15 protein-coding genes are annotated in these 13,033 nt (G+C 70.7%); 12 read left to right on the top strand and 3 right to left on the bottom strand.

What is annotated here, in order from left to right; translation table 11 throughout:
• Positions 1–27: 27 nt before the first annotated feature.
• Complete coding sequence (locus DFH01_RS02270; protein ID WP_109868769.1) at positions 28–1,146, top strand: NAD(P)/FAD-dependent oxidoreductase; 1,119 nt, start codon at positions 28–30, stop codon at positions 1,144–1,146.
• 87 nt (positions 1,147–1,233) lie between these two features.
• Here DFH01_RS02270 and DFH01_RS02265 read toward each other — a convergent pair whose 3' ends face one another.
• Positions 1,234–2,175 carry an SMP-30/gluconolactonase/LRE family protein gene (locus tag DFH01_RS02265; protein ID WP_109868768.1) on the bottom strand — a complete coding sequence of 314 codons (942 nt, stop codon included), beginning with the start codon at positions 2,173–2,175 and terminating at the stop codon, positions 1,234–1,236.
• A gap of 127 nt (positions 2,176–2,302) precedes the next feature.
• On the opposite strand from DFH01_RS02265, the gene DFH01_RS02260 reads away from it, so the two are divergent.
• Genes DFH01_RS02260 through DFH01_RS02215 form a run of 10 tightly spaced genes read left to right on the top strand, consistent with a single transcriptional unit; the run spans position 2,303 to position 11,282 of the window.
• On the top strand, positions 2,303–2,986 hold the full coding sequence (locus DFH01_RS02260) for a TetR/AcrR family transcriptional regulator (RefSeq protein WP_109868767.1): 684 nt from the start codon (positions 2,303–2,305) through the stop codon (positions 2,984–2,986).
• Positions 2,987–3,043: 57 nt separating this feature from the next.
• Positions 3,044–4,198 carry a Gfo/Idh/MocA family protein gene (locus tag DFH01_RS02255; protein WP_109868766.1) on the top strand — a complete coding sequence of 385 codons (1,155 nt, stop codon included), beginning with the start codon at positions 3,044–3,046 and terminating at the stop codon, positions 4,196–4,198.
• A gap of 5 nt (positions 4,199–4,203) precedes the next feature.
• Complete coding sequence (locus DFH01_RS02250; protein ID WP_109868765.1) at positions 4,204–5,364, top strand: dihydrodipicolinate synthase family protein; 1,161 nt, start codon at positions 4,204–4,206, stop codon at positions 5,362–5,364.
• The gene (locus DFH01_RS02245; RefSeq protein WP_109868764.1) at positions 5,364–6,173 is read left to right on the top strand and encodes a sugar phosphate isomerase/epimerase family protein; all 810 of its coding nucleotides are present in this window, start codon (positions 5,364–5,366) and stop codon (positions 6,171–6,173) included. The genes DFH01_RS02250 and DFH01_RS02245 overlap by 1 nt, the downstream gene beginning before the upstream one ends.
• A 29-nt stretch (positions 6,174–6,202) precedes the next feature.
• Positions 6,203–7,183, top strand: coding sequence for a Bug family tripartite tricarboxylate transporter substrate binding protein (locus DFH01_RS02240; protein WP_109868763.1), 981 nt, complete (start codon positions 6,203–6,205; stop codon positions 7,181–7,183).
• Position 7,184: 1 nt separating this feature from the next.
• Positions 7,185–7,940: an ABC transporter permease gene (locus DFH01_RS02235; protein WP_109868762.1), complete on the top strand. Its 756-nt coding sequence runs from the start codon at positions 7,185–7,187 to the stop codon at positions 7,938–7,940.
• Entirely contained in the window at positions 7,924–8,691 is a 768-nt protein-coding gene (locus tag DFH01_RS02230) for an ABC transporter ATP-binding protein (RefSeq protein WP_109868761.1), read from the top strand. The genes DFH01_RS02235 and DFH01_RS02230 overlap by 17 nt, the downstream gene beginning before the upstream one ends.
• Positions 8,692–8,704: 13 nt before the next feature.
• Positions 8,705–9,697 carry an ABC transporter substrate-binding protein gene (locus tag DFH01_RS02225; RefSeq protein WP_109868760.1) on the top strand — a complete coding sequence of 331 codons (993 nt, stop codon included), beginning with the start codon at positions 8,705–8,707 and terminating at the stop codon, positions 9,695–9,697.
• Complete coding sequence (locus DFH01_RS02220; protein ID WP_109868759.1) at positions 9,694–10,719, top strand: cobalamin-independent methionine synthase II family protein; 1,026 nt, start codon at positions 9,694–9,696, stop codon at positions 10,717–10,719. Before DFH01_RS02225 ends, DFH01_RS02220 begins: the two co-directional genes overlap by 4 nt.
• Complete coding sequence (locus tag DFH01_RS02215; RefSeq protein ID WP_269846222.1) at positions 10,614–11,282, top strand: DUF2585 domain-containing protein; 669 nt, start codon at positions 10,614–10,616, stop codon at positions 11,280–11,282. The genes DFH01_RS02220 and DFH01_RS02215 overlap by 106 nt, the downstream gene beginning before the upstream one ends.
• A 7-nt stretch (positions 11,283–11,289) precedes the next feature.
• On the opposite strand, the gene DFH01_RS02210 is transcribed toward DFH01_RS02215, so the two are convergent.
• Positions 11,290–11,580, bottom strand: a complete 291-nt coding sequence (locus DFH01_RS02210) for a 4a-hydroxytetrahydrobiopterin dehydratase (RefSeq protein WP_109868758.1) — start codon at positions 11,578–11,580, stop codon at positions 11,290–11,292.
• 50 nt (positions 11,581–11,630) lie between these two features.
• Here DFH01_RS02210 and DFH01_RS02205 point away from each other — a divergent pair, with 50 nt between their 5' ends.
• Positions 11,631–12,029 carry a metallopeptidase family protein gene (locus DFH01_RS02205; protein ID WP_109868757.1) on the top strand — a complete coding sequence of 133 codons (399 nt, stop codon included), beginning with the start codon at positions 11,631–11,633 and terminating at the stop codon, positions 12,027–12,029.
• A gap of 6 nt (positions 12,030–12,035) precedes the next feature.
• On the opposite strand, the gene DFH01_RS02200 is transcribed toward DFH01_RS02205, so the two are convergent.
• Entirely contained in the window at positions 12,036–13,031 is a 996-nt protein-coding gene (locus DFH01_RS02200) for a trypsin-like serine peptidase (protein ID WP_158287581.1), read from the bottom strand.
• Between the last annotated feature and the right edge of the window lie 2 nt (positions 13,032–13,033).

The following is a 13,033-nucleotide window of genomic DNA, read 5'->3' as shown; positions in this document are numbered from 1 at the left end:
CACCGCCGCCGGACTGGGGAGAGACGCGTGGAGGAACTGGACGCCGTCGTCATCGGCGCGGGCGTGGTGGGACTGGCGGTGGCGCGCGCGCTCGCGCTGGCCGGGCGCGAGGTCTTCGTGCTGGAAGCCGCGGAGGGCATCGGCACCGAGACCTCCTCGCGCAACAGCGAGGTCATCCACGCCGGGATCTACTACAAGGCCGGCAGCCTCATCGCGCGTACCTGCGTCGAGGGGAAGTGGCGGCTCTACGCCTTCTGCCGCGAGCGCGGCGTGCCCTTCAGCAATTGCGGCAAGCTGATCGTCGCCACCGATGCCGAGGAAGCCGAGAAGCTGGAAGGCATCCGCGGCCGCGCCGCCGCGAACGGCGTGGACGACCTGCGCCTGCTGACGCGCGACGAGGCGCTGGCGCTGGAGCCGGCGCTGCATTGCACGGCGGCGCTGCTCTCGCCTTCCACCGGCATCGTGGACAGCCACGCCTTCATGCTCGCCCTGCAGGGCGAGGCGGAACATGCCGGCACGATCTTCGCCTTCCATGCGCCGGTCAGCGCGGGGCGCGCGACGGAGGAGGGCATCGAGCTGGATGTCGGCGGCGCGGAGCCGATGCAGCTGCGCGCGAAGCTGGTGGTGAACGCCGCCGGGCTGCATGCGCCGGCGCTGGCGCGGCGCATCGCGGGCATGCCGGCGGAGCATGTGCCCGGCGCCTGGTTCGCCAAGGGCAACTACTTCACCCTGACGGGCCGCACGCCCTTCAGCCGGCTGATCTATCCCGTGCCGGTGCCGGGCGGCCTTGGCACGCATCTCACCATCGACCTCGGCGGCCGCGCACGCTTCGGCCCGGATGTGGAGTGGGTGGAGGGCATCGACTACGCCGTGGATCCGCGGCGCGGCGACAGCTTCTACGCGGCGATCCGGCGCTACTGGCCGGACCTGCCGGACGGCGCGCTGGAGCCGGGCTATTCCGGCATCCGCCCGAAGATCGTCCCGCCCGGCGCGCCGGCGCAGGACTTCGTGGTGCAGGGCGAAGCGGATCACGGCGTGAAGGGCCTCGTGAACCTGTTCGGCATCGAGAGCCCGGGGCTGACGGCCTCGCTCGCGCTGGCGGACCATGTGCTGGCCGCGGCGGGGATGGAGCCGGCGCGGGGCTGAGGCGCAAACCGGCGCTGACTTGGCACCGTCGGTCGCGCCCCCACCCCGACCCTCCCCCGCACTGCGGGGGAGGGAGCAGCGAGCGCGTCAGCCCCCCGGCGCGCCCTGCGTGTTCAGGAACAGCGCGTAGAGCGAATGCGCCGCGGCCATGAACAGGCGGTTGCGATGCCGGCCGCCGAAGCAGACATTCGCGCAGCGTTCCGGCAGGTCGATGAAGCCGATCGGCGCGCCCGCGGCGTTGAACACCTTCACGCCGTCCAGCCCCGGCCCGCCCATGCCCCAGCCGCACCAGAGGTTGCCGTCCACATCCACCCGAAAACCATCCGGCGTCTCGCCCGGCTCGCAGGCGATGAAGACGCGTCGGTTGCGCAGCGTAGCGCCTGCCACGTCGTAGGCCAGGATGTTGCGCGGCTCGCTGCGGCTCTCGACGATGTAGAGGATGCTCTCATCCGGGCTGAAGGCGAGCCCGTTCGGATGGTTGATGTCGTCGGCCACCAGCCCGATCGCGCCGGTCGCGCCATCCACGCGATAGACATTGGTGTGCGGCAGTTCGGCGACGTGGCGCTCGCCTTCGTAGAAGCCGCCGATGCCGAAGGGCGGGTCGGTGAACCAGATGCTGCCGTCGCTCTTCACCACCACGTCGTTCGGGCTGTTGAGCTTCTTCCCCTGGTAGCTGTCCGCGATCACGGTGACGCTGCCGTCGTATTCGTGGCGGATCACCCGGCGCCCGCCATGCTCGCAGGCGACGATGCGGCCCTGCCGGTCGCGGGTGTGGCCGTTGGCGTTGTTGGACGGCTTGCGGAAGATGCTGACCGCGCCCGTCTCCTCCTCCCATTTCAGCACGCGGTTGTTCGGGATGTCGGACCAGAGCAGGCAGCGCATGTCGCCAAGCCACACCGGCCCTTCGCCCCAGCGGCTGCCGGTCCAGAGCCGCTCCACCGAGCTCAGCGGCAGGTGATAGCGCCTGAAGGCCGGGTCCAGCGCGCGGATCGCGGGGTCTGGGTAGCGAAGGCTTTCGGTCCAGGTCATGCGGGGCATCCTCCCTCTCTCTTGGCGTCGCGGCGTAAGCCGCGCCATGGGGTTGCGGCGTAAGCCGCGCCATGGTGTTGCGGCGCCACTCGCGTCATGCTGCCCCGAAGCGGAGGGGAGGGAAACCATGGCAGGCGTGACGGCGCGCAAGCCGGCACCGGAGACGCCCGCGCTCTCGCCGCGCGCCGACAAGCCCGTCTCCGCGCGCGCCGCGGCGACGCGCCAGCGAATCCTGGACGCCGCGCTGGTCGAGTTTGCCGAGAAGGGCCTGGCCGGCAGCCGCGTGGACGAGATCGCCGCCCGCGCCGGCGCCAACAAGCGGATGCTCTACGCGCATTTCGGCTCCAAGGAGGAGCTGTGGCTCACGGTGCTGGAACGTGCCTATGCCGCGAAGCGCGAGGAGGAGCGCGCAGTGGTGGTGGAGGGCCTCTCGCCGCAGGACGCCATGGCGCGGCTGGTCGCCTTCAACCTGCGCTACACGGCGCGGCACCCGGAATTCGTCGCGCTGCTGAACCAGGAGAACCTGCACCGCGCCGCCTATCTGCTGCGGTCGGAGGATGTGCCTGCACTCTACTCGCCCATCCCGGAGGCGCTGCGCGGCGTGCTGGCGCGCGGCGAGGCGGCGGGCGTGTTCCGCGCGGGCGTGGACCCGATGCAGCTCTACATCACGATGCTGGCGCTGGGGCATTTCTACGTGGCGAACCGGCACACGCTGTCCACCATCTTCGGCACGCAGCTCGACACCGAAGCCGCCATCGCGGCGCGGGAGCGGCATGTGATCGAGGTGGTGCTGGGCTACCTGCGGCCTTGACCGTGCCGGCCCGTGCGGAGTAACCAACCGGTTACTCAAAGGGGGAACGTCAGCGCCATGGCGGAACGCCGCATCGGCCTCATCATGAACGGCGTCACCGGCCGGATGGGGATGAACCAGCACCTCATCCGCTCCATCGCCGCGATCCGCGCCGAGGGCGGCGTGAAGCTCGCCAATGGCGACCGGGTGATGCCCGACCCGGTCCTGGTCGGCCGCAACCGCGAGAAGCTGGAGGCGCTGGCGAAGGCCCACGGCATCGCGCGAGTCTCCACAGACCTCGATGCCTGCCTCGCCGATCCGAAGGACGAGCTGTTCTTCGACGCCGCGACCACGCAGATGCGCGCGGCCCTGCTGCGCAAGGCGATCGCCGCCGGCAAGCACATCTACTGCGAGAAGCCGACCGCCGATTCGCTGGAAGACGCGATGGATGTCGCGCGCCTGGCGAAGCGGGCCGGCATCAAGGCCGGCGTGGTGCAGGACAAGCTGTTCCTGCCGGGCCTGCGCAAGCTGAAGATGGTCATCGACAGCGGCTTCCTCGGCCGCATCTGCTCGGTCAAGGGGGAGTTCGGCTACTGGGTGTTCGAGGGCGACCTGCAGCCCGCGCAGCGCCCCTCCTGGAACTACAAGAAGGCTGAAGGCGGCGGCATCATCCTCGATATGCTCTGCCACTGGCGCTACGTGCTGGACAACCTGTTCGGCGAGGTCGAGGCCGTCTCCTGCCTCGGCGCCATCCAGATCCCGGAACGCATCGACGAAGCCGGCAAGCGCTACAAGGCCGATGCCGATGATGCCGCCTATGCCACCTTCCAGCTCGCCGGCGGCATCGTCGCGCACATCAACTCCAGCTGGGTGACGCGCGTGCGCCGCGACGACCTGGTCACCTTCCAGGTGGACGGCACGCATGGCTCGGCCATCGCCGGCCTGCAGAAGTGCTGGACGCAGAGCCGCGTCAACACGCCGAAGCCGGTGTGGAACCCCGACATCCCGCAGCCCATCGATTTCTACGAGGGCTGGCAGGAAGTGCCGAGCACGCAGGACTACCCCAACGGTTTTCGGGCGCAGTGGGAGCTCTTCTTCCGCTACCTCGCCGGCGATGTCGCCACCTATCCGTGGGATCTGCTGGCTGGCGCGAAGGGCGTGCAGCTGGCGGAAGCCGGGCTGCAATCCTGGGCCGAGCGCCGCTGGATCGACCTGCCGAAGCTGGAGGTGTGACGGCCATGCCGACGATCAGCCTTCCGAACGCATCTGGTCGCGTCGAAGTCTTCACCACCAGCGTGCCGCGTGACTTTCCGAAGGCGACGCCGCCCTTCCCGCGCGTGGCGCTGGCCGCCGCGCATGTGGTGGCCGACCCGCTGGCCGAGCAGGATCCCTGGCTCGACGCCAAGGTGGACTGGGACCGCACCATCGCCTTCCGCAAGTATCTCTGGTCCCTCGGCCTCGGCGTGGCGGAAGCCATGGACACGGCGCAGCGCGGCATGGGGCTGGACTGGACCGCCGCGCAGGAACTGATCCGCCGCTCGCTCGACGCGATGAAGGACGTGCCCGGCGCGGTGATGGCGTCCGGCGCCGGCACGGATCACCTCGCACCCGGCCCCGACGTCACCGTGGACGACGTCATCCGCGCCTACGAAGAGCAGTGCGAAGCGGTCGAGAAGATGGGCGGCCGCATCATCCTGATGGCGTCGCGCGCCCTGGCCAAGGCCGCGCGCAGCCCGGCCGACTACGAGCGCGTCTACAACCGCATCCTGGGCCAGGTGAAGCAGCCGGTGATCATCCACTGGCTCGGCGAGATGTTCGACCCCGCGCTGGAAGGCTATTGGGGCAACCACGACCACATGGCCGCGATGGAGACGGCGCTCGCCGTCATCCACGCCAACGCCGCCAAGGTGGACGGCGTGAAGATTTCCCTCCTCGATGACAGGAAGGAGATCGCGATGCGCCGCCGCCTGCCGAAGGGCGTGCGCATGTACACCGGCGACGACTTCAACTACGCGGAGCTGATCGCCGGCGACGAGCACGGCTATTCGGATGCGCTGCTCGGCATCTTCGACCCGATCGCGCCGGCGGTGGGCGGGGCGCTGGCCAGCCTGCAGCGCAACGACCTGACGACCTTCCACGACATCCTGGCGCCGACAGTCCCGCTGAGCCGCCACATTTTTCGGGCGCCGACGCGCTTCTACAAGACGGGCGTCGTGTTCATGGCGTGGCTGAACGGCCACCAGGAGCATTTCGTCATGGTCGGCGGCCAGCAGAGCGCGCGCAGCATCCAGCATTTTTCCGAGTTGTTCCGCCTGGCCGACAAGGCCGGGCTGCTGCGCGATCCGGATATGGCCGTCAGCCGCATGCGCTCGCTGCTGGCGGTGCACGGCGTCGCCTGATGCAGATCTCGCTCAACTCGGTCACCGTCAAGGAACGCTGGAACCTCGCGCAGTGCATCGAGGGCTGCGTGCGGCACGGCATCGCCGGCATCTCGCCCTGGCGCGACGTGCTGCAGGCGATGGGCGTCGAGAAGGCGGCGCGGCACATCCGTGACGCGGGCCTCACCGTGACGGGCCTCTGCCGGGGCGGCATGTTCCCCGCCGCGGACGCCGCCGGCCGCGCCGCCGCGATCGAGGACAACCGCCGCGCCATCGCGGAGGCGCATGCCATCGGCGCGCGCTGCCTGGTGGTGCTGGGCGGCGGATTGCCGCCCGGATCGAAGGACCTGCCCGGCGCACGGGAGCAGATGCGCGAGGGCCTGCACGCCATCCTGCCGGACGCCCGCGCGGCCGGCGTGACGCTGGCGCTGGAGCCCCTGCACCCGATGACCTGCGCGGACCGTTCCGTGCTCTCCACGCTGTCCCAGGCGCTCGATCTTTGCGACGAGCTGGGCGAAGGCGTGGGCATCGCGCTCGATGTCTATCACGTGTGGTGGGATCCCGATCTGGCGCGGCAGGTGGCGCGCGCGGGCACGCGCATCGCCGCCTTCCATGTCTGCGACTGGAAGGTGCCCACCACCGACACCGTCTTCGACCGCGGTCTCCCCGGCGAGGGCGTGATCGACATTCCCGCCATCCGCCGCATGGCGGTCGAGGCCGGCTATGCCGGCGGTTTCGCGGAGGTGGAGATCCTCTCGAAGCTCTGGTGGGCAAGGGACCCGGACGAGGTCCTGGACGAGATCACCAGGCGGCACGCCGCCTTCGTCTGACAGAAGAAAGACCGGGAGGACAACGAAGCATGCAACGCACCACACGCCGAACCCTTCTCGGCGCCGCCCTGGCGGCGCCACTGCTGCCGGGCGCCGCGCGCGCGCAAGCATGGGCGCCGACGCGCCCGATGCGCTTCGTCGTACCCTTCCCGCCGGGCGGTGCCACGGATGTCGTCGCGCGCATCCTCGGCGAGCGCATCCAGGCGAAGCTCGGCCAGCCCGTGACCGTGGAGAACCGCACGGGCGCGGCCGGCAATGTCGGCGTGGAGAACATCGTGCGCAGCGCGCCGGACGGCTATGCCATCCTGATGGGCACGACCGGCACGCTGACCATCAACCCGCACCTCTACAACAACATGAGCTTCAACCCGGCGACCGACCTCGCCGGCATCTCGATGGCCTTCGCGACCGACCATGTCGTGATCGTGAATCCCGCGGTGCAGGCGCAGACGCTGCAGGATCTGGTGGCGCTGCTGAAGGCGCGGCCCGGCCAGCTCTCCTACGGATCGGGCGGCAATGGCAGCTCCACCCATCTGGTGCCCGAGCTGTTCAAGCTCGTCGCGCGCGTCGACATGCAGCACGTGCCCTATCGCGGCAGCGCGCCGGCGCTGAACGACACGGTGGCGGGCACCGTGCAGATCATGCTCGACCAGCTGCCCTCGGCGCTGCCGATGATCCAGGCCAACCGCGTGCGCGCGCTGGCCGTCACCGGCCCGCGGCGATCCGCGCTGCTGCCGAACGTGCCGACCATGGCGGAGGCCGGCTTCCCCGAGGCGCAGGCGACCTCCTGGGGCGCGGTGATGGCGCCGGCCGGCACGCCCGCCCCGGTGATCGAGCGGCTGAACGCCGTGATCCGCGAAGCCCTGGCGGAGCCCGCGACGCAGCAGCGCCTGGCCGCGGCCGGCGCCGACGCGGTCTCCTCGACGCCGGCCGAGCTTGCCGCGACGATGCGCAGCGAAACCGAGAAATGGGGCCGCGTCATCCGCGAGGCCCGCATCACCGTGAACTGAGATGGGCGCGCTGCGCCGCCACGCGCCGGCCGTTCTCGCCCACCTTGCCGTCCTGGCGCTGTGGGCCTGGGCGACGAGCTGGGGCGGCGTGCCGCGCTTCATCCTGCCCGGTCCGCTCGAGACCATCCGCGCGCTCGGCGCGCCGCAGATCGACTGGTGGCGCCATGTGCTGATCACCGCCGCGGAGGCCTTCGGCGGCTTCGCGCTGGCGGTGGGCATCGGCGTGATGCTGGCCGTGCTCTTCACTTGGTTCGCGCCGCTGCGCCGCGCGCTGATGCCGCTGTTGGTCACGCTGAACCTGATCCCGAAGGTCGCGCTGGCGCCGCTCTTCATCGTGTGGCTCGGCTACGGGCTGGTGCCGAACATCGCGATCACCTTCGTCATCGCCTTCTTCCCCATCGTCATCACCACCGCGCGCGGCCTGGCGGAGGTGGAGCCCGAGCTGCTCGACCTGGTGCGCACCGTGCGCGCCACGCGCTGGCAGGTCTTTCGGAAGATCCAGCTTCCCTCCTCGCTGCCCTATCTGTTCAGCGGCATGCGCGTGGCCGCGGTGCTGGCCATCGCCGGCACGATCGTGGGCGAGTTCGTGGGATCGGAGGCGGGCCTCGGCTTCGTGATCATGTCGGCGCAGGGCACGCTCGACACGCCGGTGATGGTGATGTCCCTGATCCTTGTGACGCTGGTGGGCGTCACGCTCTATGGCCTCGTCGTCGCGCTGGAGCGGCTGGTGGTGACCGAAGATGCGCGCCTCCGCTGAGCCTTTCCTCAGCCTCCGCGGCGTCTCCAAGACCTACCGCACCGGCGGGCGTGAGACGGTGGCGGTCAGCGATGCCAGCTTCGACCTGGGCGATGGCGAGTTCCTCGCCCTTGTCGGCCCGTCGGGTTGCGGCAAGTCCACACTACTGAAGATCCTCGCCGGGCTGCATCCGCATGACGGGGGCGAGTTGCGCATCGGCCATGCCGGCTTCGATCCGGGGCGCGACATCGGCGTGGCCTTCCAGGCGCCGCTGCTGCTGAAATGGCGCCGCGTGCTGGACAACGTGATGCTGCCCGCCGAGATCCTCGGCCTGCCCACGAAGGCCGCGCGGGAACGCGCGCGCGACCTGCTGGCGCTGGTCGGGCTCGAGGGCAACGAGGACAAGTATCCCTACGAGCTTTCGGGCGGCATGCAGCAGCGCGTGAGCCTCGCCCGCGCGCTGGTGCACGACCCCAAGCTCGTGCTGCTGGACGAGCCCTTCGGCGCGCTGGATGCGCTGACGCGCGAGCGGATGAACCTCGAGATCCGGCGCATCTGGGCGAGTTCCGGCAAGACCGTCGTGCTGGTGACGCATGGCGTGCAGGAAGCGGTGTTCTGCGCCACCCAGGTCGCGGTGCTCACCGCCGGCCCAGCCCGCATGGCCGATCATTTCGCCGTGGACCTGCCGGAGCCGCGCGAGCTCGCGATCCGCAACACCCCGGAATTCGGCGCCCTGGCGCGCCGGGTCTACGACCGGCTCGGAATAGCATGAGGGAGGAAGAACCATGATCCGACGCACATTGCTCGCCGCCGCCGCGGCGCTCGGCCTCGCCGTGCCTGCAGCGGCACAGGACCGCATGGCGCTGGTGCTGAACTGGACGCCGGGCCCCGATCACGCGCCGCTCTACTGGGCGCAGCAGCAGGGCATGTACCGCGATGCCGGCATCGCGCTGACGATCGAGAACGGCCGCGGCTCCGGCTTTGCCGCGCAGCGCGTCGGCGCCGGCCAGGCGCAGGTCGGCATCGTGGACAGCCCGGTCGCGCTGCAGGCGCGCGCGCAGGGCGCCGATCTCGTCGCGGGCATGATGATCTATGTCCAATCGCCCTACGGCATCTACTGGCGCAAGTCGGCGGGCATCGCCTCACCGCAGGATTTCCGCGGAAGGCGCATCGGCACGCCGCCGGCGGATGCGGCGCGCGTGATGTGGCCGATGATCTCCCGCGCACTCGGCATCCCGGCCGATTCCGTCTCCTGGGTGAACATCGCGCCGCCGGCCAAGGTGACCTCGCTGCAGTCGGGCGCGATCGACATCACGACGGAGTTCTACACCTCGCATCACGTCTATCAGCGTGCGCTCGGGCAGGATCTCGGCTTCGTCGCGACGCGCGACATCGGCTTCAATCCCTATGGCAACGCCTTCTTCTTCAACGGCGCCTGGCTGCGCGGCAATCGCGACGCCGCGCAGCGCTTCACCCGCGTGACGCAGCGCGCCTATGCCGCCTGCCTCGCCAACCCCGAGCCCTGCCTTGCCGCCACGGCGCAGCCGGCGGCGATGAGCGTCGAGGACCTGCGCGTCGGCTGGGGCCTGGTCGGCGTGCTGATGACCTCCGATGCGGGCTCGACGCAGCCGCTCGGCGGCATGGAGCCGGCGCGCATGGAGCAGACGATCGAGGCGGTGAAGACTGCCTTCAACATCCCCGCCACCACGCCTGCCGAGGTGATGACCAACGAGCTGCTGGACCCCGCCGTGCCCGGCTTCCGGGGGGCCGCGCGATGAGCACCCCGCGTATCCTCACCACCGTCGTCGGGAGCTATCCGGTTCCCGACTGGCTGGCCGCGCTGCCGTCGGAGACGGCCGTCGCCGACGCGACGCGCGTGGTGATCACCACGCAGGAGCAGGCGGGGATCGACCTGGTCTGCGACGGCGAGCTCTACCGCTTCGACGTGAACCATCCCGAGACCAACGGGATGATCGAGTATTTCACCCGCCCGCTCTCCGGCATCCGCAACGACGCCACCTTCGAGGAGGTGCTGGAGTACCGCGCCCAGCGCGGCATGGCCTTCCGCCTGCGTCCGCCCGGCGTGGTGGACGGACCGATCGGGCACGGCACGCTGGACCTGCCGGCGGCCTGCGCGAAGGCGCGACGGTTGGCGACGAAGCCGCTGAAGTTCACCCTGACCGGCCCGCACATGCTGGCGAAGACGCTGATCGACAAACACTACGGCGGCAGCGCGGAGAAGGTGGCGCTCGCCATCGCCGACGTGCTGGCCGAGCAGGTGGCGCATTGCGACGCGGCGGTGATCCAGGTGGACGAGGCGAACCTGCCCGGCAGCCCGGAGGAGGCGCCCTGGGCCGCGGAGGCGATCAACCGCGTGCTGCGCGCGGTGAAGACCAAGGCCGCGGTGCATCTCTGCTTCGGCAACTATGGGGGCCAGTCGATCCAGAAGGGCGGCTGGGACAAGCTGATGGGCTACCTGAACAGCCTGCAGGTGGACCATGTGGTGATGGAGAACGCCCACCGTCCCGCCGAGGAACTCGCGGTCTTCCGCAACCTGCGGCCGGAGATCGGCATGGGCCTCGGCGTGGTGGACATCAAGCGCACCGATGTCGAGAGCGCGGACGACATCGCCCGCGCGATCGAGCGGGCGGAGACGGTGATCGGCCCCGGCCGCGTGCGCTACATCCACCCCGACTGCGGCTTCTGGATGTTGAAGCGCAACATCGTGGATGCGAAGATCCGCGCCCTGGTCGCCGGTCGCGACCTGTTCGAAGGCAGGAGCGTCCGACGCGCCGCGTAGCCAGCAATCGTCCGGGGCTCTGGCCTCTTGTCATCCTCGGGACCGCCGTGCTCGCCGCGGCGGTCCTGCTCTGGATGGGGCGGACGCCGATCTGCAAGTGCGGCTATGTCTCGCTCTGGCATGGCGAGGTGTTCTCCAGCGGCAACTCCCAGCACCTCACGGACTGGTACACGCCGTCCCACGTCGTGCACGGCTTGCTGTTCTACGGCGCCACCTGGCTGCTGCTGCGCAATGCCGGCTTCTGGCCGCGCCTCGCCATTGCGACGCTGGTCGAGGCCGCGTGGGAAGTCATCGAGAACACCGATGCGGTGATCCGCCACTACCGCGAGACGACCATCTCCCTCGACTATTTCGGCGACAGCGTGATCAATTCGGTGGCCGACATCGCCGCCATGTGGGTGGGCTTCTGGCTGGCCGCGCGGCTGCCGGTCTGGCTCAGCGTCGTCCTGGTGCTGGCGATGGAGCTCTTCGTCGGCTGGATGATCCGCGACAACCTGACGCTGAACGTGCTGATGCTGCTCTGGCCTATCGAGGCGGTGAAGCAGTGGCAGGGCGGCGGATAGCCGCCCGCTACGCCACCAGCGCGTCGATCGCCTGCGCGAGCGCGACGTCGCGCGCCGAAAGGCCGCCCGCGTCATGCGTGCTCAGCACGATCTCCACCCGGTTCCAGACGTTGAACCATTCGGGGTGATGGTCCTGCTTCTCCGCCAGCAACGCCACGCGGCCCATGAAGCCCCAGGCCTCGGAGAAGTCGCGGAAGCGGAAATCGCGCCGGATCGCGTCGCGCCCCTCCACCAGGGTCCAGCGCGGCAGGGTCTCGGGCAGGGCCGCGCGGGCGGCGTCATCCAGCTTCTCGATCATCGGTCACGGCTCCGGCTTGACGGGACGATGCCGCAAGAGGTGGATGCGGCATGGCACGGTTCCACCACCCCCCCACGCTCGAGGACATCGTCGAGCTGGCCGAGCAGGCCTTCTCGGCGATCCCGAAGGAACTGCGCGACCTGGTGCGCGGCGCCGCCATCGTTGTGGAGGAGGTCGCCGACGAGGAGACCGCCCAGGCGGTCGGCCTGGAAAGCCCCTGGGCGCTGACCGGCCTCTACCGGGGCACGCCGCTGACGCAGAAGAGCGTGCTGGACGTGCCGGCGGAGCCCGACAGCATCACCCTCTACCGCGAGCCGATCCTGCTGGAATGGATCGAGACCGGGGAGGATCTGTTCCGCCTGGTCCGCAACGTGCTGATCCACGAGATCGCCCATCATTTCGGCTTCTCGGACGACGACATCGAGCGGCTGGAACGCGACGGGGGCTGATCCCGCCTATTCCAGCTCGGGCAGCACCTCGGCCGGCACGGCCACGCCGATCGGCATGCCGCGCCGCATCGCCACCAGCACGCCCGCAACGGCCCAGCCGCCCGCCTCCGGCAGTTCCACCAGCACCGGCCCGCCGGAGGCGCCGCGCGTCGCGGTGCAGTCATGCAGCAGCATGGGGCGGCCGAGGTCGTGCATCGTTGTGCCGACCACCCGGCAATCCGGGTCCGCCAGCAGCACGTCGCGCCGGTCCTGCTGGTAGCCGCCCACCATCGCCCGGTCGCTCGCCAGCGGCACCCGGCGCAGCAGCGGCAGCACGCGGTCCGGCGTGCCGAGCGGCCGGTCCAGCGTCAGCAGCGCCCAATCCGCCCAGTCCGGCCCGGGCGAGGCGGCGGAGGCGTCGAAATCCGGGTCCACCCGGATCGCCCTGACCCGCGCTTCGGCCACCCAGCGCCCGCGCTCGAAGCCCAGCAGGAAGCGGAAGGCGGAGGCGGGCATGATCCGCTTGCCGTCCTCGCCGCCCCCCACCAGGCAATGGGCGGCGGTGACGACGCTGCGCGGCCCGACCAGCGCCCCGGTGCAGGTGGCGCCGTCCCGCTGCAGGCGGCCCACGCCGCGCCAGGGGGCGACGGCCGGATCCACCGGCACGCGCGGATCCTCCCGCCCGATGCCCAGGCGCCGCGCCGCCGGCGGGGCCGCAGCCTGCGGGGAGGGCGACTGCCCGGCCGGCGGCGGCGTCGCGGATTGGCGCGGCGCGGCGGGCGGGGCCGCGGGCTCGGCGGGTCGCGGCGCCGCCGGGCGCTGGCCCTGCGGCCGGCCCTGCTCAGGCGTGATCAGCCAGTCGGGCGCGCGGCGCAGCTCGACCTTCGGCGGGCCGCTCGGCGGGTTGGTCATCCAGGCCGGCGGCGGCCGCAGCTGCACCTGCGGGCGGGACGGCGCCTCCTGCGCCGCGGCGGGCGCGACCAGCAGGGCGGCCGCCGCGGCGGCCAGGATACGATGCCTCATCC

The sequence above is a fragment of the Falsiroseomonas bella genome, assembly GCF_003173615.1.
GTDB classification, from domain to species: domain Bacteria; phylum Pseudomonadota; class Alphaproteobacteria; order Acetobacterales; family Acetobacteraceae; genus Falsiroseomonas; species Falsiroseomonas bella.
This window is presented reverse-complemented; position numbering and strand designations above follow the sequence as displayed.